Here is a 22,471-nt window from a genome sequence, read left to right on the forward strand (position 1 = left end):
TCAGCTGTGGAACCCACACACAGGCAATTTTCTATTTTAACAGAGCGGGAAATATGAAATCGCGGATAGTCGTACTGATTTGCTGGTTGTTTGCGTGCACTTCTGCCCTGGCGGCAGGGGTGCCTGCCCAGGAATTCATGCTGAAAAACGGCATGAAAGTCATTGTCAAGGAAGACCGCCGGGCGCCCACCGTGGCCCACATGGTGTGGTATCGCACTGGCTCGATGGACGAGGTGAATGGCACCACCGGGGTTGCCCACGTGCTGGAACACATGATGTTCAAGGGCACCAAGACACTGAAGCCGGGTGAGTTCAGCGCCCGCGTGGCGGCGCTGGGCGGCCGTGAAAATGCCTTTACCAGCAGCGACTACACGGCGTACTTCCAGCAGATCGAAAAAACCCGCCTGCCCAAGGTGATGGCGCTTGAAGCCGACCGCATGGCCAACCTGGTGCTGGATAAAAAGGAATTCGAAAAGGAAATCAAGGTGGTGATGGAAGAGCGCCGCCTGCGTACCGACGACCAGCCGCTGGCGCTGGTCCACGAAGCCTTGAACGCTGTTGCCTATACCGCCCATCCTTATCACCATCCCATTGTCGGCTGGATGAGCGACTTGCAAAACATGACGGTCGAGGATGCCCGCGCCTGGCATGACCGCTGGTATGCGCCGAACAATGCGGTGCTGGTGGTGATCGGCGACGTCGATGCCAAAGCTGTGCTGGCGCTGGCCGAAAAACATTACGGCCGCGTTCCGCGCAAGGTGGTCGGCAGCACCAAGCCGCAGGTAGAGCCGCCGCAGCGCGGCATGCGCCGGGTGGTCGTCAAGGCGCCCGCTGAAAACCCGTATGTCGCGCTGGCCTACAAGGTGCCGGCCTTGCGCGATGTGGAAAAGGATACCGACGCCTATGCGCTCGATGTCCTCTCGGCAGTGCTCGACGGCTATGACAATGCCCGGCTGAATGCGAAACTGGTGCGCACCGACCGTGTTGCCAATTCCGCCGGCGCCAGCTACTCGGGCGTTTCGCGCGGGCCGGTCATGTTCGTGCTCGATGGCGTGCCGGCTGCGGGCACGACGACCGAGCAGCTGGAAAAACGCTTGCGTGCCGAAGTCGCGCGGATTGCCGCCGAGGGTGTCAGCGAGAGCGAGCTGCAACGCGTCAAGACGCAATTGATCGCCGAACAGATTTACAAGCGCGATTCGATTTTTGGCCAGGCAATGGAAATCGGCACGATGGAATTGTCGGGCCTGTCGCACCGGGATATCGACCGGATCATTGAAAAACTGCGCCTGGTCACTGCGGCGCAGGTACAGGCGGTGGCGCAAAAATACTTTGGCGAAGAAAGCCTGACGGTCGCCACCCTGCACCCCCTGCCGCTGGAAGAAAAGAAAGCCACGCCGGTTGCGGCGCTGCGCCACTGACCGCACTGAACTCCGGAAAACTGACCCTATGACAAAACGACTGATCATCGTGGCATGGATGGCCTTGTGCGCCATGCCTGCCCACGCCGCCCTGAAAATCGAGACCTGGAAACTGGATAATGGCGCCCGGGTATTGTTCGTGGAAAGCCGTTCCATCCCGATGCTTGATGTGAGCGTCGAATTCGACGCCGGCGCGCGTCGTGATCCCGCCGGCAAGTCCGGCACGGCATCCTTGACCAATGCGATGCTGGCGCGTGGCTTGCAGGCGGGCGCCGCGGCGGAGGCCGAGCCGGCCATGAGCGAAGCGCAGATTTCGGATGCCTTTGCCGATATCGCCGCCCAGCGCGGCGGCGGCGTCGGCGAGGATCGCGGCGGGGTATCCCTGCGCACCCTGACCAATGCCGCCGAGCGCGATGCTGCCGTGCTGCTGCTGGCACGCGTACTGGCGCAACCGGGCTTTCCAGCGGATTTTCTGGCGCGTGACAAGGCGCGCACCATCGCCGGCATCAAGGAAGGCCTGACCAAGCCGGAAGTCATCGCCAGCCGCGCATTTTCGCGGCTGCTCTATGGCAGCCATCCGTATGCCCTGGAACCCACGGTGGCGTCGGTCGAGGCGGTGACGCGCGAAGACCTGGTGGCGTTCCACCGCCAGCATTACGTCGCCAACCGCGCGGTGATCGCCATGATCGGCGATATCACGCGCGCCCAGGCCGATGCCATCGCGCGCCAGTTGACCGCGCGCCTGCCGCAGGGCGAACCCCTGCCGGTCTTGCCGGCGGTGGCGCCGCTGAAGGCCGTGGAAGAGCGCCTCGCCCATCCGGCCTCGCAGTCGCACATCCTGATCGGCACGCCGGCGATACAGCGCGGCGACCCGGATTTTTTTGCGCTGACTGTCGGCAACTACGTTCTGGGCGGCGGCGGTTTCGTCTCGCGCCTGATGCAGGAAGTGCGCGAGAAACGGGGGCTGAGCTATAGCGTGTACAGCTATTTCGACCCGCTGGCGCAGCCGGGACCATTCCAGATCGGCTTGCAAACCAGCCAGGCGCAAACCAACCAGGCCTTGCAGGTGGTGCGCGAAACCGTCGCCGACTTCCTGCGCAGCGGTCCGACCGAGAAGGAATTGCAGGCGGCCAAGGACAACCTGATCGGCGGCTTCCCGCTGCGTATCGACAATAACCGCAAGATCCTGGCCAACATTGCCGTCATCGGCTATTACGGCTTGCCCCTCGATTACCTCGATACCTGGACTGCGAACATTGCCAAGGTCAGCCGCGCAGACATCCAGGCAGCCTTCCAGCGCAAGATCGCCGTTGAAAAGCTGGCGACGGTGGTCGTTGGCAATAACGGCGTGGCCGGCGGCGCCGAAGGCGCCAAATAGCCAGCGGATCGCGATGAACAAGCCTCAAGCCAAAAAAGCCGTGCCGCACCAGGTGCGCATCATCGGCGGACTCTGGAAGCGCACGCCCTTGCCGGTGGCCGATGCCGCCGGCTTGCGGCCGACCCCGGACCGGGTGCGCGAGACGGTGTTCAACTGGATTAACCATTTGTTCGACGGTGCCTGGGAAGGGCGTGCATGCCTCGACCTGTTCGCCGGCAGCGGCGCGCTCGGGTTCGAAGCTGCCAGCCGCGGCGCCGCGCGCGTGCTGATGGTGGAAAACCACAGCCCGGCGCTGCGGCAGCTCGAAGCTGTCAAGGGCAAGCTGCAGGCATCGCAGGTAACGGTCATGCGCGGCGATGCGCTCGCCCGCGTGCGCGAACTGGCGGCGGGACTGGCGCTAGCGCAGGCGGTGGCAGGCCATGCCGGGCGGCGCGAAGGCGCCTTCGACATCATTTTTCTCGATCCACCGTATCATCAGGATTGGCTGGCGAAAATCCTGCCGCATTGCGCCGCGCTCCTGCAGCCTGGCGGACTGGTATATGCCGAAGCGGAAGTGCCTCTCGTCGGGCTGGATGCGCCGTGGCTGGCAGAGTGGGAAATCGTCCGAGCCGACAAGGCAGGAATGGTTTTTTACCATCTATTACAAAACGGAAATATGACTGGAATTCAGGCATAATGCGCGTTCCTTATTTCACGGAGTCCTCATGGTCACCGCAATTTATCCAGGTACGTTCGACCCGCTGACGCGTGGGCATGAAGATTTGGTACGGCGCGCCTCTGGCCTGTTCGATAAGCTGATCGTCGGTGTGGCCGACAGTCAAAACAAGAAACCGTTCTTTTCTCTGGAAGAGCGCCTGGAAATTGCCAACGAGGTGCTGGGGCATTATCCCAACGTCCAGGTAGAAACCTTTTCCGGTCTCCTCAAGGATTTCGTGCGCCAGCATGATGGCCGCGTGATCGTGCGCGGCTTGCGCGCTGTCTCGGACTTCGAATACGAATTCCAGATGGCCGGCATGAACCGTTACCTGTTGCCTGATGTCGAAACCCTATTCCTGACGCCATCGGACCAGTACCAGTTCATTTCGGGTACCATTGTGCGTGAGATCGCCAGCCTGGGCGGCGATGTTTCCAAGTTTGTATTTCCGTCGGTCGAGAAGTGGCTCAAGACCAAGCTCGCTGCGAGAGTCGCGACATCCGGCAATTGATTTTTTTGTAGTGGAGTTGAATTTATGGCACTGATGATCACGGACGATTGCATCAATTGCGACGTCTGCGAACCAGAATGTCCGAACGACGCGATTTCGATGGGGCCGCTCATCTATGAAATCGATGCGCATAAGTGCACCGAATGCGTCGGCCACTATGACGAGCCGCAATGCCAGCAAGTCTGCCCGGTCAATTGCATTCCCTTCAATCCCGAATGGCGCGAGACGAAGGAACAGCTGATGGCGAAATACGAAGCCTTGCAGGCTACCAAAGCGGCGTAATTGCGTGCGGCTTAAAATAAAAAGGGACAGCATGCTGTCCCTTTTTTTTGCCTGCGCTTACGCGTGCCTAAAATGCCAGTGTGACTTCGGCATCCTGGCCCACCCGCAGCACCTGGTTTTCCCCTCCCAGCAAGATCGCATTCATGCCAAAGGCCAGGCCGCCGTCGATCTTCGGATCGGCGCGGTAGGCCTGCAGGATATCCAGCGGGCTGGGGCCGACTTCGCCCGTGGACTGGTCGATTGACGGGATACGGCAGCGCGGGCAGGGCTTGACCGGCTTGATCACGGCACCGCCGACGGTAATGCTGCCGGCGAAATCTTCCTCGTAGGCGCCGATTCCATCGATGACGATATTGGGGCGGAAGCGGTTCATCGGCAAAGCGGCGCGGCCCTGTGCCGCCAGCTTTGCATTCAGGTCGTCCAGCGAGCCTTGCGAAATCACCAGCATGGGATAGCCATCGCCAAACAAGGTGGGCGCCTCGATGCCGCCGGTCCAGTCCGTGCTGGCGATGCGCCTGGCTTGCGGGTGAAAGCGCACCAGCCGGCAAGGAACGCCCAGATAGCTGGAAAACCAGGCGGCTGTCGTTTCATCGCAATCGTAAGCCGGCACACTGTCGTCCCACACCTTGACCGTGACAAGGCGCTCGTCTTCCGGATCCGGCAAGCCCAGCGGAATTTCCAGGCGCAGCATGCCAGGTGCGCGCAATTTCAGTGCATCCAGTCCGATCTGCGGCACGATGGCGGCCATTTTCGGATGCTCGCGCTGGGTAAGGAAATTGCCCCCGGCATCCACCACCATCCATTCGCGGTCATAGATCTGATCGCTCATCAGGCCGGCGCGCGTGACGATGGCTTCGCGCAGGGCAATGCCGGCGCAGGATTTGACCGGGTACAGGGTGAGTGAAGCCAGGATCGGCATGGCGCCTGCTTAGACGTTGAACAGGAAGTTCAGCACATCGCCATCCTTGACGATGTATTCCTTGCCTTCGGCGCGCATCTTGCCGGCTTCCTTGGCGCCCTGTTCGCCCTTGAGGGCGATGAAATCATCGAAGGCAATCGTTTGCGCGCGGATGAAGCCGCGCTCGAAGTCGGTGTGGATCACGCCGGCTGCCTGCGGTGCGGTGGCGCCCACGGGGACGGTCCAGGCGCGCACTTCCTTGACGCCCGCGGTGAAATAGCTTTGCAGGCCGAGGAGCTTGAAGGCGGCGCGGATCAGGCGGTCCAGGCCAGGTTCTTCCATGCCCATGTCGGCCAGAAAATCGACTTTGTCCGCATCGTCCAGGTCGGCGATTTCGGCTTCGATGGCGGCGCAAATCGCCACGACCGGCGCATTCTGCTTCTTGGCGTATTCGGTCAACTGGTCCAGCAGCGGATTGTTGGTGAAGCCATGGTCGGAGACATTGCCAACGTACATGGCGGGCTTGGCCGTGATCAGGCACAGCGGCTTGATCAGCGCCATTTCCTCGGCATCCAGGCCCAATGCGCGTACCGGGCGGGCGTCGTTGAGGTGCGGCATGATGCGTTCCAGCAGTGCGACCAGCTTGGCGGCATCCTTGTCGCCGGAACGGGCTTTCTTGTTTTCACGGTGGATCGCTTTTTCCACCGTGCCCATGTCGGCCAGCGCCAGTTCGGTTTCGATCACGGCGATATCGTCGAGCGGACTGATGCGGCCGGCAACGTGGATCACATTGTCATCTTCAAAACAGCGCACGACGTTGACGATGGCGTCGGTCTCGCGGATGTGCGACAGGAACTGGTTGCCCAGGCCCTCGCCCTTGGAGGCGCCGGCAACGAGGCCGGCGATATCGACGAATTCGACGATGGACGGGACAATGCGCTCGGGCTTGACGATCTCGGCCAATGCTTTCAGGCGCGGGTCCGGTACTTCAACGACGCCGACGTTGGGTTCGATGGTGCAGAAAGGATAATTTTCCGCAGCGATACCCGCTTTGGTCAGGGCATTGAACAGGGTGGATTTGCCGACGTTAGGCAGGCCGACGATGCCGCATTGGAGACTCATGGTGTGCTTTGCTCAAGATGGATTAACCCGCTATTTTACCGTAGCCGGGCGCTCCATTTCGCAGCATGAGCGGGCTTGCCTGAATTCAGGTGCCTGAGCTAGGAATGGCAGGGCTCAGGAGGGGACGTTCGTACTGTTGGAAAGCGGTTTTGACATGCGAGAGGCATGAGTCGGGACGATTGCGCCTGGAACAGCGTGGCGCAACCGTCGAAATCCGACTTGCGGCAACGTTACGGCAAATGCAGCGGTTCGACGCTATAGCGTTCCATGGGGATGTCCCTGGAGGCTGTGCCGCTGCGACTGACATCCGAGCCCATGCTGCCGGAACTGGAGCCTGGGCGCATGCCGGAACAACCGGCAACCGCAACCAGGGCGAGAATGACCAAGACGTTTTTCATGATGTGCCTCCGACAAATATTTTTCGGATAAGTGCTCGCCGCCCATGCGGAAAGTGAACTCAGTATAGGTCGCGCTGCGCAGACCGCCAGCGGAAAGAAGGGGAATATATGGAATATTTGATGCGGAAAGAGCGCACGCGCGAGAGCGTCCAATAGGCGGAACTTGCGCAGTGCGCGTGCTGTCCTCTGGCGTGGTCCGCCAGCGTCAGGAGGCCTTGCTGGTATGCAGTTGCATCATGGCGACTTCAAATTTTCCTTCACACAAGAGCGGTATGACTTGCACGCTGTTGGCAATGGCATCGTCAATCAGCAGCTGCTCTTCGCGGCGCGGGCGGTGCAAGACAAAATCGACGACCGCCTGCTGCAGGTTCATCGCACGCGGATGGCCAATGCCGATGCGCAGGCGCCAGTAATCCTGGGTGCCAAGCGCAGCAGTGATGTCCTTCAAGCCATTGTGGCCGCCGGACGATCCGCCTTTCTTGATTTTCGCGCTACCCGGCGGCAAGTCGAGTTCGTCATGCGCGACCAGGATTTCATCAGCGGCAATCTTGAAAAACCGCGCGAGTGCGCCGACGGACTGGCCGGAGCGATTCATGTAGGTTTGCGGCTCAAGCAGCCAGACTTCCTTGCCGGCGATGGTGCTCTTGGCTGCCAGCGCATTGTATTTTGCTTCCCGCGCCAGGCGGTTGGCGGCAAGCTGGTCCACCAGCCAGAAACCGGCGTTGTGGCGGGTCTGTTCATATTCCGGGCCAGGATTGCCAAGGCCGACGATCAAGCGAATGGACATGTTGGAGTCGATAATGGATCGATAAAAAAAACCCGCCACCAGGGCGGGTTCTTTGGTGGCGCAGTGCCCGGGCGAAGGATTACTTCTTTTCGCCTTCGGCTTCGGCAGCAGCAGCAGCGCCGGCCGGCACCATCGCGGTAACGATGGTGGGGTTGTCTTGCGCGTGCACGGCGGTCACGCCAGCTGGCAGCTTGATGTCGGCCAGGTGCAGCGAGTTGCCGGCTTCGAGGGAACCCAGGTCCACTTCGACGAATTCCGGCAAGTCTTTCGGCAGGCAGGAGATGTCCAGTTCGGACGCGACGTGGCTGATGACGGCGGCGGACAGCTTGACGGCCGGCGAGGTTTCAGCGTTGATGAAGTGCAGTGGCACTTTCATGTGGATCTTCTGGTTCTGGTCGACGCGCTGGAAATCAACGTGCAGGACGAGTTGCTTGTATGCGTGCACCTGGAAGTCGCGCAGCAGAACTTTCTCTGCCTTGCCATCGACTTCGAGGTCGAGGATCGACGAGTGGAACGCTTCTTTCTTCAGTGCGTGGTACAGCGCGTTGTGGTCGAGCTTGATGTTGACCGGTGCTGCCGTGCCGCCGTAAATGATGCCGGGGGTTTGGCCAGCAGTGCGCAGGCGGCGGCTCGCTCCGGACCCCTGCTCAGTGCGTGCAAATGCGATTACTTTCATGGTGTTGCTCCAGTGTGTGCAGGACTTGCATCCTGCGGTAAAAATCCCCCGCGACCAGGGGATTTGGGAAGCCGCTCATTTTTTGAGCAGCCAGTTAAATCTTGAAATTAGTCTGCAAACAGCGACATCACCGAATCGCCCTTGGAAATGCGGCGGATCGTTTCAGCCAGCAATTCCGCGCAAGTCAGCTGGCGGATTTTCGGGCAAGCCTTGGCAGCGTCGGACAGCGGGATGGTATCGGTGACCACCAGTTCGTCCAGGGACGATTCGGTGATGCGCTGGATCGCCGGGCCCGACAGCACCGGGTGGGTACAGTACGCCACGACCTTCTTGGCGCCGCGGTCCTTCAGGACTTCGGCAGCCTTGGTCAGCGTGCCGGCGGTATCGACCATGTCATCCATGATGACGCAGTTGCGGCCTTCGACTTCGCCGATGATGTTCATCACTTCGGAGACATTGGCTTTCGGACGGCGCTTGTCGATGATCGCCAGGTCGCAGTTCAGGCGCTTGGCCAGCGCGCGGGCGCGCACCACGCCGCCAACGTCGGGCGAGACCACCAGCAGGTCGTCATATTTCTTGTTGACGAGGTCGCCCAGCAGCACCGGCGAAGCATAGATATTGTCGACCGGGATATCGAAGAAGCCCTGGATCTGGTCGGCGTGCAAGTCCATGATCAGCACGCGGTCGACGCCGGCTTCCTGCAGCATGTTGGCGACTACCTTGGCGGAAATCGCCACGCGGGCCGACCGCGGACGGCGGTCCTGGCGCGCGTAGCCGTAATAGGGGATGGCGGCGGTGATGCGGCCGGCCGAGGCGCGCTTCAGGGCGTCGACCATCAACATGACTTCCATCAGGTTGTCATTCGTCGGCGCGCAGGTCGACTGCAGCACAAACACATCCTTGCCGCGCACGTTTTCATTGATTTCAACAACCACTTCGCCGTCGGAAAAGCGCGAAATCAGGGCTTTGCCCAGTGGAATGCCGAGTTGTTTGGTGACCCCGATAGCCAAGTCCGGATTTGCGTTGCCGGTAAAAACCATCAGGTTTTCGAGTGCCATGAGATCCCCAAAATGAATGCGTTAAAAGCTTAAAAAGCCGCCAAAACAGACTGGTTAGTCTTGCGTTGGCGGCTTTGTTATCGATGTAGCTTCTTGTTTACTAATGTTTATTGGCAGGGGAACAAGGATTCGAACCTTGGTATGCTGGAATCAAAATCCAGTGCCTTAACCAGCTTGGCGATTCCCCTACACGACCGGTTGTCTGCCGTTGCAATCGTGCCGCTGGGGCATCGCTTGCAACGTCAAACGAATCTGGTGGTAACGACTTCTATTATATATCTGCAAGCGGGTGTTTTGCTATGGCCCGTGCTTTCCATGCCTTCCAGTGCGCTGGTACTGCTTTGAGTACCAGGTCGGCATCTGGTTCATGCGCAAAAAAACAAAACACGCACGCGCCTGATCCCGTCATTCTCGCATCGCCGTATTGTCGTAGCCAAATTATGGCTTCGGCGACTTCCGGAAACAGCTTGGCAGCTACTGCTTGCAAGTCGTTTTTTCCAAAGCCAACAGGGCTAGTGGAAAAGTCCGTTATTGTGACGGCTTTCGTGTTCCTTGTCAATTCTTTTGCAGAAAATATGGCTTGGGTCGGGACCGAGACGCCTGGTTCTATCACGACATACCAGCCGTCCGGGGTGACGACCTGGGTCAATTCTTCGCCGACGCCGGCGGCGAAGGCAGTGCGACCGAAAATAAAAAATGGCACGTCGGCCCCCAGTTGCAGGCCCAGATCCATCAATTGTTGCCGGTCGAGGCCGGCTTGCCACAGGCGGTTCAGGGCGAGCAGGGCGGTGGCGGCGTCAGAGGAGCCGCCGCCCAGGCCGCCGCCCATCGGCAGCCGTTTTTCGATGGCGATATTGGCGCCCGGCCGCGCACCTTCCGGCAGGGTGGCTTGCAGCAATCGGGCGGCGCGCACGATCAGGTCGTCTTCTGCTGCGACACCGGGCACCTCGGTGGTGCGACAGATGACAGCATCATCGCGCGTTTCGAAATGCAGCAAGTCGCCATGGTCGAGCAACTGGAATACCGTTTGCAGCAGGTGGTATCCATCGGCGCGGCGGCCGGTGACATGCAGGAACAGGTTCAGCTTGGCCGGAGCCAGGCAATTCTTCAAGGTGCGGGAGGACATGAGGCTTACGAGGCTTAATTGGCTTGCCAGTGATCGATGACGATGCGCAGGCTGACCGGGCCGGCTTCCTGCGTCTGGCGCGCCAGGTCGATGCGGCGCGGACGCGCGGTGGCGTCGCGATTGTCTTGTTGCCAGCTGGCATAAACGATATGCCAGCCATCCGGCGTGGTGACGGTGCTGCCGGATGCCGGTGGCGCGATCCAGCGCTGGCCCCGGGCATCCTGCGCAAAGCCTTGCAGCCAGGTGCGCAAGCCGGCGACCGGCAGCGGCCAGCCGAGCGCGGTTTGCGCCAGGGCATCCGCATCGGGCGCTGCCTGGGGCGGCTGGCCGGCCTGGGTCAGCGTGGCGCTGCCGGGCTGGACTTCGATGACGGCCAGGGTCTGGCCGAGCGGGGAGAGCAGGGTGACGAGGGTGCGTTGCGGCGTTTGCGACCAGGAAAAGCTGCCGTGCAGCGCTTCATCGGTGTTGCCGCGACGGTACTGTACCGAGAGCCTGCCGGCCAGTTCGATCGCTTCGGCATAGGGGCGCTGCAGTTGCGCGCCAGTCACAGAGGCAGCGTCCGGCGGCGGGGACAGCGCGGCGCAGCCGGCCAGCAGCCAGCCGAGCGCCGCGGCGCAGGCGAGGCGCCGATTCATGGCTGGACCTGCAGCCGCAGCAAGGTGTTTTTCAGGGTGTCGTTTTGCGGGTCTTTCTCGCGCGCTTCGCGCCAGAATTTTTGCGCTTCGGCCTTCTGGCCTTTGGCCCACAGCACTTCGCCAAGGTGTACCGCGATTTCAGTGTCGGGGCGCAGTGCGAAGGCGCGTCGCAGTATCTCCTCGGCTTCCTTCAGGCGCCCCAGGCGGAATTGCACCCAGCCCATGCTGTCCATGATGAAAGGGTCTTCCGGCGCCAGTTCGAGCGCCTTGCTGATGAGCGCGAAGGCTTCCGGCAAGCGCATGTTGCGGTCGGCCAGCGAATAGCCCAGGGCATTGTAGGCATGCTGGTTCTTGGGGGCCAGCACGATCACCTTGCGCAGGTCCTTTTCCATGCGGTCGATCTGGTTGGCCTTTTCCGCCAGCATGGCGTGGTCATACAGCAGGTCGACATTGTCGGGATGGCGCCTGAGGCCGCTGTCGAGCACGGCGAGCGCGTCCGGCAGGCGGCCGGCGTCGCGCAGCATCTGCGATTCGGCGATCAGCACCTGGATTTGCTCGCGTTCTTCCTGCGGCGACAGGTCGAGCAAGACCTTGCGCGCGCCGACCAGGTCGCCGCGTTTGGCCAGCAATTGCGCGCGGCGGATCTGCGCGCCGATATAGGCTTCGCCGGGATCGATCTGCGACAGCCACCGCAGCGCCGCCTCGGTATCCTTGCGTTCCTCTGCCAGTTGCGACAGCAGCATCAGGGCCTGGCTGGGATCGCGCTCGGCATCGGGCTGGGCTGCCAGCAACTCAAGGTAACTGCCCAGGTATTTTTCGGCAGCGGGATTGTCTCGGGTCTGCGCCGACAGCACGCCCAGCGCGTACAGCGTGGTCAGGTCTTTCGGGTTGTACTGCAGGAGCAGTTCGAACTGGCTGCGCGCGTCGCCATACTGCTTTTGCTCGACCAGCAGGCGCGCCAGCGCCAGCCGGGCTTCGCGTGCCTTTGGATAGGTGGCCAGGTAAGCACTGAGCGACTGGCTGGCTTCAGCCTTGTCGGCGCTGACTTGCGCCACTGTCAGGACGGCCAGTTCCGACTCGGGTTGGGCCGCCTGTGCCGCCAGCGCTTCCTGGCGCGCGCGGGGATAGTCGCCCACCGCCAGCGCGCCTTGCGCCAGCACCAGGCGGGTTTCCGGCGTCGCCAGGTAGGGTTCCAGGACCTGTTGCAGCAGGGCGAAGCCGGCAGGCTTGTCCTTGGCGCGGGCCAGCAGGCGCTGGATCTGGAACATCAGCATGGTGCGCGAAGAATCGGGAATGTCTTTGAGCCTTTGCGAAAAGACTGGTCCGGCTTCGGCTAGGTTATCCGAGAGCATCACGAAGCCGAGAAAATACTGCGTGGCCTGCTCCGACTCCGGCGCCAGCGTGCGCCAGACGCGAATTGCCGCCAGGGCTTCGTCGTGCCGCTTGCCGGAGAGGGCAATTTCCATGGCGCGCTGCGCCAGGCGCGGGTCGCGGGTCTGCTGCGCCAGCGCCATGCTGGCAATGTAGGCGGTTTTCCAGTCGCCGCGCTGGGAGGCAATTTCTGCCGTCAGCAGTTTGTACAGGATATCGGGGCTCAGGGCCACCGGCGGCAATGATTCGGCCGACGCAGCCTGCCCGGCTTGCAGCATCCGCCGCAATTGCGCGGGCGTGGCCGTGTGCTGACGCGATGGCGATGCCAGCGTTTCCGTCTTTTCCGGCGGCGCCGGGGGCGGCGCCGTCACGGAGGCGCAGGCCGCCAGCAGCAGCGACAGCGTTACAATGGCGGGAGCGTTTTTCAAGAAGAGATCCTGTCAAAAAGGGCTGAATTGCATTCTACGCCCAACCGGTGCCGTTTGCGCATTTGCGGACCTGGCTCTTGAATACCTTCATACAGTTGCCGTTTCACGTTTTATCGCGTTTCAAAGGGACCACGATTTTTCATGCCTGAATTGCCAGAAGTTGAAGTGACCCGGCGCGGCGTCGCGCCGCATGTGGAGGGTAAGGAGGTCAGCGGCGTCGTGCTGCGCCATAGCGGCTTGCGCTGGCCATTTCCGCCGGAACTCGAGCGCCTGCTGGCCGGCCGCACGGTGCGCGCCACCGGCCGGCGCGGCAAATACCTGTTGTTGCGTTTCGATCATGGCACGCTGATCATCCATCTTGGCATGTCCGGCCACATCCGCATCTTGCCGGCGGCAACCCCGCCGCAAAAACATGACCATGTCGATTTGGTGCTGGGCGACCAGGCGCTGCGCCTGACCGATCCGCGCCGATTCGGCGCCGTGCTCTGGCATGGCGCCGATGAGGGGGCAGTGGAAGAGCACATCCTGTTGCGCCACCTCGGCGTTGAACCGCTGGAGCCGGCATTTACGGCCGAATTGCTGCACCGTGTGACGCGCGGGCGCAACGCGCCAATCAAGCAGCTGTTGCTGGCTGGCAACGTTGTCGTTGGCGTCGGCAATATTTATGCATCCGAAAGTTTGTTCAAGGCCCGCATTCATCCGAAGACGGCGGCAGGGCGCATCAGCCTGGCGCGCTATACTTTGCTGGCCGCGGCAATCCGCGAAACACTGGCGGCCGCCATAGTGCAGGGCGGCAGCAGCCTGCGCGATTTCATCAACGTCAATGGCCAGTCGGGTTACTTCCAGCAGAGCTATTTTGTCTACAATCGCACCGGCCAGCCATGCCGCATCTGCGGCAAGCCGGTGCGCCAGATCCAGCAAGGGCAGCGCTCGACCTTTTACTGCGCAAATTGTCAAAAATGAGTGTCGATGCTAGTGTAGCGAGACAATAAGTAACATTCCGGGGAACGTTTGAGCCATCTGATACAAAAATTTCAAGAATATAGCGGATGGCGCAACAGCGTCGTCGATGCGCTGACGCGCTATCAGGACTGGATCGTCGCCGCCGGCCTTTCCGATGCCGCCTGCGAACAGCGGCTGGCGCAGTTGAAAAACCGCCTGGCCGATGACAAGTTGTCGATCGCCTTCGTCGCTGAATTCTCTCGTGGCAAATCGGAACTGATCAATGCGATCTTTTTTGCCGACTACGGCCAGCGCATCCTGCCCTCGTCGGCCGGGCGCACGACCATGTGCCCGACCGAGCTTTTGTACGATGAAACCTTCCCGCCCTGCATCCGACTCTTGCCGATCGAAACGCGGGCCGAGGCTTTGTCGACATCGGACCTGAAGGAGCAGAACCAGGTCTGGACCGTGCTGCCGCTGGATATCCAGTCCGGCGAGGGCATGCTCGAAGCCTTCCGCCAGGTCAGCCTGTCCAAGCGCGTGCCGATCGAGGAGGCGCAGCGCTATGGCTTGTACGACGAGAATGATCCGGAGCAGCAGCAGGCGCTCGGCGCGGACGGCGCGGTGGAAATCTCGCAATGGCGTCATGCCATCATCAATTTCCCCCACCCCTTGCTCAAGCAAGGCCTGATCATCATTGACACGCCTGGCCTGAATGCCATCGGCACCGAGCCGGAACTGACGCTGAACCTGATTCCCAATGCCCACGCAGTCCTGTTCATCCTTGCCGCCGATACCGGCGTGACCAAGAGCGACATCGATGTCTGGCGCAACCATATCGGCGGCGGCGCCGGCCGCCTGGCGGTGCTGAACAAGATCGACAGCATGTGGGATGAATTGCGCTCGCCCGAAGAAGTCGAGCGGCAGATCGCGCAGCAGGTCAGTTCCGTGGCGCAGACCCTCGGCATTGCCGAAGAACAGATTTTTCCCGTGTCGGCGCAAAAGGGATTGGTCGGCAAGATCAACCGCGATGCGCCCTTGCTGGCAAAAAGCCGGCTGATGAAGCTCGAGCAAGCCTTGTCGCAGGAATTGCTGCCGTCCCGGCAAAGCATCATCCGCGCCCAGTTGAGCAGCGAGATCCACGAACTCGGCAGCGCCCGCCAGACCTTGCTGGGCTCGCGCACCCGCAACGTGGTCGAGCAACTGGTCGAATTGAAGAGCTTGCGCGGCAAGAACCAGAACATCGTCAACCACATGATGAAGCGCATCGAGATGGAAAAGCGCGAGTTCGATACCAGCCTGGTCAAGCTGCAAAGCACGCGCTCGGTCTTTGCCCGATTGTCGGCCGATGTCTATACCCATCTCGGCATCGGCGTGCTCAAGCAGGAAGCGCGCAAGGCGGCCGGGTCGATGGAACAGAGCATGTTCTCGGCGGGCTTCCGCGAAGCGGTCAAGGGCTTCTTTGACGGAACCCGCGACAACCTGTGGCAATCCGGGCACAAGATCGATGAAGTCGCTGAAATGATGACGGTGATGTACCGCAAGTTCTCCACCGAGCATGGCCTGGCGTTGACGACACCGATGCCGTTTTCGCTGAAAAAATACCGGGAAGAACTCGACCATGTCGAGGCGGTCTATCACAAGCAGTTCGGCGCCGCGGCGCTCCTTACCACGCACCAGGCTGTCCTGATGCGCAAGTTTTTCGATTCCATCGCCTCGCGCGTCAAGCATATCTTCTTGCAAGCCAATCGTGATGTCGAAGCCTGGTTCAAGGTGGTAATGGCGCCGCTGGATGCGCAAATCCGCGAACACAAGCTGCAATTGAAGCAGCGGCAGAAATCGGTGGAACGGATTTTCGAAGCCACCGACAGCCTGGAAGAAAAAATCACCTCCTTCGAGCAGATGCAGGCGGAACTGGAAGCGCAGATGCAAGACCTGCACGCGCTGGAAGCGGCGCTGGCGCAGGCGATCGCGGCCGAGATGCCCGCGCTTAAGGCCGCCGCATAAAGTAAAGACGAAGCGATGAAACGTGTTGTTGCAGCGCCGGCCGCAGTCGATGGCCGGCAATTTGCCGATCCTGCCTTTTCCGCGACCGTGATTGCCTGGCAAAAGCAGCATGGCCGCCATGCGCTGCCCTGGCAAAATACCCGCGACGCCTATCGCATCTGGCTTTCCGAAATCATGCTGCAGCAAACCCAGGTGGCGGCGGTGATTCCGTATTACCTGCGCTTTCTTGCGCGCTTCCCGGATGTGGCCAGCCTGGCGGCGGCACCGGTCGAAGACGTCATGGCGCACTGGAGCGGCCTGGGATACTACACCAGGGCGCGCAACCTGCACCGCTGCGCGCAGCAGGTGGTTGATCTGCACGGCGGCGCATTCCCCGCCGATCCGGCCCTGCTGGAACAATTGCCCGGCATCGGCCGGTCGACGGCGGCGGCGATCGCGGCATTCTCCCACGGCGCGCGCGCGGCCATCCTCGACGGCAACGTCAAGCGGGTGTTCGCCCGGGTGTTCGGCATCGAGGGGTATCCCGGTGAAAAGAAGGTCGAGGATGCGCTGTGGCTGCGCGCCGAAGCGCTGCTGCCGCAAGCCGACATGGCATCGTATACCCAGGGCTTGATGGATCTCGGCGCCACCCTTTGCACGCGCAGCCGGCCGGCATGCCCGCGCTGCCCGCTGGCGCCGCGCTGCGACGCCTTCAATACCTTGCGCACGGCCGAGCTGCCGGTGCGCAAGCCGAAAAAGACCGTGCCGCAAAAACATGCGGCGATGCTGGTGGTCGAGCATGACGGGCATGTATTGCTGCAGCAGCGCCCAGGCAGCGGCATCTGGGGCGGCCTGTTGTCGTTGCCCGAGGTCGGCGGCTTCGCGCCGCTGGAAGGTCCGGCCGCGGCGATCCCGGTGCTGGGCGAGGATGCCCTGCTGCAGGCGGTGCTGCCCTATGGCGTGGCAGAAAGCAGCGAACGCTTGCCGGCGCTGGTGCACGGCTTCACGCACTTCAAGCTGCACATCATGCCCTACCGCGTGCGCCTGGCGCGCCGCCTGCCGCTGGCGGCGCAGGAGGGCCATGTCTGGCTGGCGCGGCCGCAGCTGGCCGAAGCGCCATTGCCGGCGCCGGTCAAGAAACTCTTGCTGGCAATGGATTGATTACAGGATCTTGTGCTGCTGCAGGTACTGGTGGATGATTGCCAGCCGGCCCGGCGCATCTTCCAGTTCCAGCAGCTTTTGCCGCGCCTTCTGGGGGATCGGCAGGATTTCGCTCCAGCGGTTGGCGACCCAGCCGCTCTGGTCGAATTGCAGGGGCGTAGCAAAGGGGCTGATGAATTCTTTTCCCTGCTCGGCGCGTCCCTGCTCCTCGATCGTATCGATCACGGTTTTCAGGGCCTTGGCGCAACCGACGTGGGCATCGCTGACAGTGCGCGTGGGGGCGTCGGCGGCAATCATGTCAATGCGCGCTTCCAGTTGTTCGTTGGCCAGGCGGCGCGTCTCGAGGATGCGAAAGCGTTCGCCGCCGCGCGTGCGCAGCAGCAGCATGCCAGGCTGTTCCATGTCCCAGTCGGTAATGTGCGCCAGGCAGCCGACACTTTCCGGCACGGCTGCGCTGCCGACTTCCTGTCCCGACTTGATCAGCACCACGCCAAAGGGGGCTTCGCGCTTCATGCAGTCGCGCACCATGTCGATGTAGCGCGACTCGAATACTTTCAGCGGCAGCACGCCGCCGGGGAACAGGACGGTTTGCAGCGGAAACAGCGGCAGCCAGCCGTTGGGCTGGGGATGAATCAGGGTGAGATGGGGGGATGCCATGAAATGTGCGTACAGCGCCTCAGGCGAGCTCGCGATGGCGCAACACCACCCGCTCGGTTTTCTGGAAATGCCTGGCCAGTTGTTCGACCATGTAGACGGAGCGGTGCTGGCCGCCGGTGCAACCGATGGCCACCGTCAGGTAACTGCGGTTGTCGTTCTTGAAGGCCGGCAGCCATTTTTCGACAAAACTGCGAATGTCCGTGTACAGGTCGGTGGCTTCCGGTTGCCCCTGCAGGAAGGCAATCACCGGCGCATCGCGGCCGGTGAAAGGCCGCAGTGTCAGGTCGTAATAGGGATTGGGCAGGATCCGCACGTCGAAGACCAGGTCGGCATCGAGCGGCACGCCGAACTTGAAGGCAAAGGATTCGAACAGCACGGTCAGCGGCGCCTTGTCGGATTCCACCAGTTCCTTGACCCAGGCGCGCAGCTTGTTGGCCGACAGCCCGGACGTATCGATGACGTGGCCGAGCTTTTCAATCGAGCCCAGCATTTCGCGTTCGTGCAGGATGCATTCGGTGAGGGTCGGGCGGTCGCTCGGGTTCTGGTCGGCGCGCACGCGGTGCGACAGCGGATGGCTGCGGCGGGTTTCGGAAAAGCGGTTGATCAGCGATTCGGTCTTGGCGGTCAAAAACAGCACCTTGACGTCGTGGCCTTCATCCTTCAATTGCTTGATATCGGCCGGCAAGCCGGCCAGCGAGGCGGCGCTGCGCGCATCGACCGCCACTGCCAGGCTGGCAGCGGATTCTTCTGCAATGCGGGTGTCGACCAGCGCGCGCAACAGCGTCGGCGGCAGGTTGTCGACGCAAAAATAGCCCGCGTCTTCGAGGGCGTTCAGGCAAACGGATTTGCCGGAGCCGGAGATGCCGGTGATCAGTATGATGCGCATGTCAGGATCATACCATCACGGCTTAATCGCTATCCATGGCCTTTTGCTGGCGGTCCATGAATTCTTTGAGGGTATCGATACCGCGCAACTGCAGGATGGTGTTGCGCACGGCGGCTTCCAGCAGCACCGCCAAGTTGCGGCCGGCTTCCACGGGGATGATGACCTTGCGAATCGCCAGGCCCAGCACTTCCTCGGTCTGTGAATGCAGCGGCAGGCGTTCGTAGTTTTCTTCCAGGGTCTTGCGGCGCACCAGGTGGACGATCAGCTTCAGGCGCATCTTGCGGCGCACGGCGGTTTCGCCGAAGATCGTCTTGATGTCCAGCAGGCCCAGGCCGCGCACTTCCAGCAGGTTTTGCAAGAGCGGCGGGCAGCGCCCCTCGATCATGTTGGGGGCAATGCGCGCAAATTCGACCACGTCATCGGCCACCAGGCCATGGCTGCGCGAGATCAGTTCCAGGCCCAGTTCGCTCTTGCCGAGGCCCGACTCGCCGGTGATCAGCACGCCCACGCCCAGCACATCCATGAATACGCCATGCATGGTAATGCGCTGCGCCAGCTTTTTCGACAGGTACACGCGCAGGTAATCGATGACCTGCGCAGCCGGCAGCGGCGTCGAAAACAGCGGGATGTTGTGTTCTTCGCACACCTCGATGAATACCGCCGGCGTTTCCAGTCCCTGCGCCACCACGAAGGCCGGCGGATTGCCCGATACCAGCTCGGTGATCAGGCGGTTGCGGCCATTGGGCGAGAGGCGGTTGTAGTAATCGATTTCCTGGTGACCAAATACCTGGATGCGGCCAGGATGGATCAGGTTCAGGTGGCCGACCTGGTCGGCGGCGGAGGCGGCGTCGCCCGAAATCAGCTTTTCGCCGCCGGGAAATCCGGCAAACCACCCCAGTTCAAGCGGTTCGCGGTTTTCATCGAAGAGCTCCTGGATGGAGAGCGGGGTGGATGCGGGCATGATGGAGAACTGGAGCGGGGACAAGGATGAACCTGGCCGGGTCAGGCTTCGTGGCTGATGCTGGAGCGCCAGGACACGATGCGGTTGAAGACCGAGGCCGGGTCCGGATCGGTCGCCAGCGCATTGCGCAAGGCATCGTCGGAAAACATTTCCGCGATTTCCGAGAGGGTTTCCAGGTGCTGTTGCGTGACATTGGCCGGCATCAGCAAGAAGATCAGCAGGTTGACCGGCTGGCCGTCAGGCGATTCGAAGGGAATCGGTTCCGCCAGGCGCACGAAGGCGGCCAGCGGCGCCTTCAAGTCCTTGATGCGGCCATGCGGCACGGCCACGCCGTGGCCCAGGCCGGTCGAGCCGAGCCGCTCACGGGCAAACAGGTTTTCCGACACCAGCGAACGTGCAATGCCGCAGTTGTTTTCAAAAATTAATCCGGCTTGCTCGAATGCACGTTTCTTGCTGGAGACTTCGAGGCCCAGTACTACATTCGAAGGCAACAGAATTTTAGCGAGGTTGGTCATGGCTTACTGAAATTGGTGCGGTGCACAAACACGGTATCGAGGCAAATTATAGGCCGGATTTGAGCTTGTGCAATCCCAATTTTCCGCTTGTGGGGAATGTGTCTTGAAAAAACGCAAGATTCTTGACGATTCCATAAATTGGCCGTACTGCCTGACGAGCAGGCGCGCGTGCAATCCTCGTAATGGGGGTAAGTGGTCACTGTCGCGCATGGCGCGCGTTTCCAGGGGGGTGTCCTGTGCTGAAATTGCTGCGCCAGGGGTTGATGTCGAGGCCGCCGCGGCGCGTGTAACGTGCATAGACGGCCAGTTTTTGCGGATGGCATTGTCGCAGGATATCCATGAAGATCCGCTCGACGCACTGTTCATGGAACTCATTATGATCGCGAAAGCCGATCAGGTAACGCAGCAAGCCTTCCTGGTCGATTTGCGGGCCGACGTAACGGATCTGCACGCTGGCCCAGTCCGGTTGCCCCGTCACCAGGCAATTGGACTTGAGCAAGTGCGACACCAGGCTTTCCTCGACATCGGCTTCATTCAGGCTGGCGCGCAGCAAGCCGGGATCGGGCTGGTAGGCGTCGACGTCGATATCCAGCCGGTCCAGCAGGACGCCGCCGAGTTCGCCCATGCGCACGTCGCCGAAGGCGTCCGGCAGGGTGAGAAGGACATGCACCGGGGCGCCAAAGCCAGCCGAAAGATCCTTGCGCAACAGTTCTAGCAGGGCATCGCTGCTGCCCAGGCGCGTCTGGTTGAAGGAATTCAGGTAAAGCTTGAACGACTTGGATTCGATGATGTTGGGTGAATCGGCCGGCACCTGGAAGGTGGCGATGGCAACCTGCGGCTTGCCGCGGGCATTCAGCCACGATACTTCATAGGCGTTCCAGATATCCATGCCGAAAAAGGGCAGGGTGCCGGCAATGCCGAGTTCGGCGCGCTTCTCGGCGCGCGCAATTGGAAACAGCAGCGACGGGTCATAGTCGCTGCGGTAGGTGGCCGGCTTGCCCAGCGGGGAAGCGGCGGTACTGCTGACATCGGCCATGCTGGTTTCTTCCATCACCCCAGGAACAGTTTATAAGCCGGATTTTCGCTCTCGTCCCAATAACGATAGCCCAAACCGGCGAGAAATTCCCGGAAGCCTTTCATTTCCTTTTTCGGTACTTGCAGGCCAACAAGGATACGGCCTACGTCGCCCCCCTGGTTCCGATAATGGAACAGGCTGATATTCCAGTTCGGCGCCATCGAGGCCAAAAAGCGCATCAGCGCGCCGGGGCGTTCGGGGAATTCGAAACGGTAGAGCAATTCATCCTGCGCCAGCGCGCTCTTGCCGCCCACCAGGTGGCGGATGTGCAGCTTGGCCAGCTCATCCTGGGTCAGGTCGAGTGCCTTGAAACCATGTTTTTCGAAATTCTTGACCAGCCTGGCCGATTCGTCGCGGGCACCGGTTTGCACGCCAACAAAGACATGCGCCTGGCTTGCATCACTGATGCGATAGATGAATTCAGTGACGTTGCGTGGCCCGACCTGTTCGCAAAAGCGCCGGAAGCTGCCGCGTTCTTCGGGAATGGTGACTGCCAGCACGGCTTCATGCGCTTCGCCGACTTCGGCGCGCTCGGCAACAAAGCCCAGGCGGTCGAAGTTCATATTGGCGCCGCAGGCAATCGTCACCAGCGCTTCATTTTTCAGCGGTTTTTTTGCCGCCTTGGCGCGTTCGACGTATTTCTTGGCGCCGGCAACGGCCAGCGCACCGGCGGGCTCGAGAATGCTGCGCGTATCCTGGAACACGTCCTTGATTGCCGCGCAGACTTCATCGGTATCGACCAGGATGATTTCATCGACGTATTTTTTGGTCAGGCGGAAGGTTTCTTCGCCCACCAGCTTAACGGCGGTGCCGTCGGAAAACAAGCCGACATCCGGCAGGGTGATGCGGCGGCCAGCCTTGATGCTCCTGGCCATGGCGTCGGAGTCGACGGTTTGCACGCCGATCACCTTGATGTCCGGGCGCACTGCCTTGACGTAGGCAGAGACGCCGGCGATCAGGCCGCCGCCGCCGATGGCCACGAAAATCGCATGGATCGGCGCGGAGTGCTGGCGCAGGATTTCCATGGCAATGGTGCCCTGGCCGGCGATGACTTCGGGATCGTCGAAAGGATGGACGAAGGTCAGCTTGAGTTTCTTTTCCAGCTCGAACGCATGCTGGGCGGCATCGGAATAGGAGTCGCCGAACAGCACGACTTCGCCGCCGCGCGCCTTGACAGCGTTGATCTTCAGTTGCGGCGTGGTGGTCGGCATGACGATCACGGCGCGGCAGCCCAGGCGGCTGGCGGACAGCGCCACGCCTTGCGCATGGTTGCCGGCCGAAGCGCAAATGACACCGCGCTTCAGTTGCGCCGGCGACAGGTTGGCCATCTTGTTATAGGCGCCGCGCAGCTTGAAGCTGAACACGCTTTGCATGTCTTCGCGCTTGTAGTAAATCCGGTTGTCCATGCGCGCCGACAGCGAGGGGGCGAGTTCCAGCGGGGATTCGATGGCAACGTCATAGACGCGCGAGGTGAGGATTTTCTTGAGGTAATCGGTACTCATGGTG

General features: G+C 61.4%; 23 protein-coding genes and 1 tRNA gene. 8 read left to right on the forward strand and 16 right to left on the reverse strand.

Going from position 1 to position 22,471, the window contains the following annotated elements:
- Window positions 1-53 precede the first annotated feature (53 nt).
- Genes EKL02_RS03790 through EKL02_RS03810 form a run of 5 tightly spaced genes read left to right on the forward strand, consistent with a single transcriptional unit; the run spans window position 54 to window position 4,283 of the window.
- A complete protein-coding gene (locus EKL02_RS03790; RefSeq protein WP_128900802.1) occupies window positions 54-1,418 on the forward strand; it encodes a pitrilysin family protein in 1,365 nt (454 codons plus the stop codon).
- Between the two features lie 28 nt (window positions 1,419-1,446).
- Window positions 1,447-2,796: a pitrilysin family protein gene (locus EKL02_RS03795; protein ID WP_128900803.1), complete on the forward strand. Its 1,350-nt coding sequence runs from the start codon at window positions 1,447-1,449 to the stop codon at window positions 2,794-2,796.
- Between the two features lie 13 nt (window positions 2,797-2,809).
- On the forward strand, window positions 2,810-3,472 hold the full coding sequence (gene rsmD, locus EKL02_RS03800) for a 16S rRNA (guanine(966)-N(2))-methyltransferase RsmD (protein WP_128900804.1): 663 nt from the start codon (window positions 2,810-2,812) through the stop codon (window positions 3,470-3,472).
- Window positions 3,473-3,500: 28 nt separating this feature from the next.
- Window positions 3,501-4,001 (forward strand): pantetheine-phosphate adenylyltransferase, encoded by a 501-nt coding sequence (gene coaD, locus EKL02_RS03805; RefSeq protein ID WP_128900805.1) that lies wholly within the window; start codon window positions 3,501-3,503, stop codon window positions 3,999-4,001.
- A 24-nt stretch (window positions 4,002-4,025) separates the two neighbouring features.
- Complete coding sequence (locus EKL02_RS03810) at window positions 4,026-4,283, forward strand: YfhL family 4Fe-4S dicluster ferredoxin (RefSeq protein WP_128900806.1); 258 nt, start codon at window positions 4,026-4,028, stop codon at window positions 4,281-4,283.
- 67 nt (window positions 4,284-4,350) lie between these two features.
- On the opposite strand, the gene EKL02_RS03815 is transcribed toward EKL02_RS03810, so the two are convergent.
- From EKL02_RS03815 to EKL02_RS03855, 10 genes are all read right to left on the reverse strand, one after another.
- Entirely contained in the window at window positions 4,351-5,202 is an 852-nt protein-coding gene (locus EKL02_RS03815; protein ID WP_128900807.1) for an MOSC N-terminal beta barrel domain-containing protein, read from the reverse strand.
- A gap of 9 nt (window positions 5,203-5,211) precedes the next feature.
- Complete coding sequence (gene ychF / locus EKL02_RS03820) at window positions 5,212-6,303, reverse strand: redox-regulated ATPase YchF (RefSeq protein ID WP_128900808.1); 1,092 nt, start codon at window positions 6,301-6,303, stop codon at window positions 5,212-5,214.
- A 230-nt stretch (window positions 6,304-6,533) separates the two neighbouring features.
- Complete coding sequence (locus EKL02_RS18110) at window positions 6,534-6,701, reverse strand: hypothetical protein (protein WP_164931942.1); 168 nt, start codon at window positions 6,699-6,701, stop codon at window positions 6,534-6,536.
- Between the two features lie 205 nt (window positions 6,702-6,906).
- A complete protein-coding gene (gene pth, locus EKL02_RS03825) occupies window positions 6,907-7,488 on the reverse strand; it encodes an aminoacyl-tRNA hydrolase (RefSeq protein WP_128900809.1) in 582 nt (193 codons plus the stop codon).
- A gap of 79 nt (window positions 7,489-7,567) precedes the next feature.
- Window positions 7,568-8,164 carry a 50S ribosomal protein L25/general stress protein Ctc gene (locus EKL02_RS03830; RefSeq protein WP_128900810.1) on the reverse strand — a complete coding sequence of 199 codons (597 nt, stop codon included), beginning with the start codon at window positions 8,162-8,164 and terminating at the stop codon, window positions 7,568-7,570.
- Window positions 8,165-8,271: 107 nt separating this feature from the next.
- The gene (locus EKL02_RS03835; protein ID WP_128900811.1) at window positions 8,272-9,222 is read right to left on the reverse strand and encodes a ribose-phosphate pyrophosphokinase; all 951 of its coding nucleotides are present in this window, start codon (window positions 9,220-9,222) and stop codon (window positions 8,272-8,274) included.
- 111 nt (window positions 9,223-9,333) lie between these two features.
- Window positions 9,334-9,410: transfer RNA gene (locus tag EKL02_RS03840), tRNA-Gln, on the reverse strand.
- A gap of 83 nt (window positions 9,411-9,493) precedes the next feature.
- Window positions 9,494-10,348, reverse strand: a complete 855-nt coding sequence (gene ispE, locus EKL02_RS03845; protein ID WP_128900812.1) for a 4-(cytidine 5'-diphospho)-2-C-methyl-D-erythritol kinase — start codon at window positions 10,346-10,348, stop codon at window positions 9,494-9,496.
- A gap of 14 nt (window positions 10,349-10,362) precedes the next feature.
- Window positions 10,363-10,983, reverse strand: coding sequence for a lipoprotein insertase outer membrane protein LolB (gene lolB, locus EKL02_RS03850; protein WP_128900813.1), 621 nt, complete (start codon window positions 10,981-10,983; stop codon window positions 10,363-10,365).
- Window positions 10,980-12,782, reverse strand: a complete 1,803-nt coding sequence (locus tag EKL02_RS03855; protein WP_128900814.1) for a tetratricopeptide repeat protein — start codon at window positions 12,780-12,782, stop codon at window positions 10,980-10,982. Before EKL02_RS03855 ends, lolB begins: the two co-directional genes overlap by 4 nt.
- A 141-nt stretch (window positions 12,783-12,923) precedes the next feature.
- Between EKL02_RS03855 and mutM the strand changes: the two genes are divergently transcribed.
- From mutM to mutY, 3 genes are read left to right on the forward strand one after another with little or no spacing between them, the layout of a single operon-like run.
- Window positions 12,924-13,745 carry a bifunctional DNA-formamidopyrimidine glycosylase/DNA-(apurinic or apyrimidinic site) lyase gene (gene mutM / locus EKL02_RS03860; RefSeq protein ID WP_128900815.1) on the forward strand — a complete coding sequence of 274 codons (822 nt, stop codon included), beginning with the start codon at window positions 12,924-12,926 and terminating at the stop codon, window positions 13,743-13,745.
- Window positions 13,746-13,793: 48 nt separating this feature from the next.
- Window positions 13,794-15,731 (forward strand): dynamin family protein, encoded by a 1,938-nt coding sequence (locus tag EKL02_RS03865; protein WP_206732446.1) that lies wholly within the window; start codon window positions 13,794-13,796, stop codon window positions 15,729-15,731.
- A 15-nt stretch (window positions 15,732-15,746) separates the two neighbouring features.
- Entirely contained in the window at window positions 15,747-16,871 is a 1,125-nt protein-coding gene (mutY, locus tag EKL02_RS03870; RefSeq protein WP_128900816.1) for an A/G-specific adenine glycosylase, read from the forward strand.
- Here the strand turns inward: mutY and EKL02_RS03875 are convergent, their stop codons facing one another.
- The 6 genes from EKL02_RS03875 to ilvA form a co-directional block, all read right to left on the reverse strand.
- Window positions 16,872-17,528, reverse strand: a complete 657-nt coding sequence (locus tag EKL02_RS03875; RefSeq protein WP_128900817.1) for an LON peptidase substrate-binding domain-containing protein — start codon at window positions 17,526-17,528, stop codon at window positions 16,872-16,874. It abuts the gene before it with no gap.
- A gap of 19 nt (window positions 17,529-17,547) precedes the next feature.
- Entirely contained in the window at window positions 17,548-18,414 is an 867-nt protein-coding gene (gene rapZ, locus EKL02_RS03880; RefSeq protein ID WP_128900818.1) for an RNase adapter RapZ, read from the reverse strand.
- Between the two features lie 22 nt (window positions 18,415-18,436).
- Complete coding sequence (hprK, locus tag EKL02_RS03885; protein WP_128900819.1) at window positions 18,437-19,375, reverse strand: HPr(Ser) kinase/phosphatase; 939 nt, start codon at window positions 19,373-19,375, stop codon at window positions 18,437-18,439.
- A gap of 41 nt (window positions 19,376-19,416) precedes the next feature.
- On the reverse strand, window positions 19,417-19,890 hold the full coding sequence (locus tag EKL02_RS03890; protein ID WP_128900820.1) for a PTS sugar transporter subunit IIA: 474 nt from the start codon (window positions 19,888-19,890) through the stop codon (window positions 19,417-19,419).
- 196 nt (window positions 19,891-20,086) lie between these two features.
- A complete protein-coding gene (queF, locus tag EKL02_RS03895; RefSeq protein ID WP_128903368.1) occupies window positions 20,087-20,926 on the reverse strand; it encodes an NADPH-dependent 7-cyano-7-deazaguanine reductase QueF in 840 nt (279 codons plus the stop codon).
- Window positions 20,927-20,940: 14 nt separating this feature from the next.
- A complete protein-coding gene (gene ilvA, locus EKL02_RS03900; RefSeq protein WP_128900821.1) occupies window positions 20,941-22,467 on the reverse strand; it encodes a threonine ammonia-lyase, biosynthetic in 1,527 nt (508 codons plus the stop codon).
- Window positions 22,468-22,471 lie beyond the last annotated feature (4 nt).

The sequence above is a fragment of the Janthinobacterium sp. 17J80-10 genome, assembly GCF_004114795.1.
Classification (GTDB): Bacteria; Pseudomonadota; Gammaproteobacteria; order Burkholderiales; family Burkholderiaceae_D; genus Paucimonas.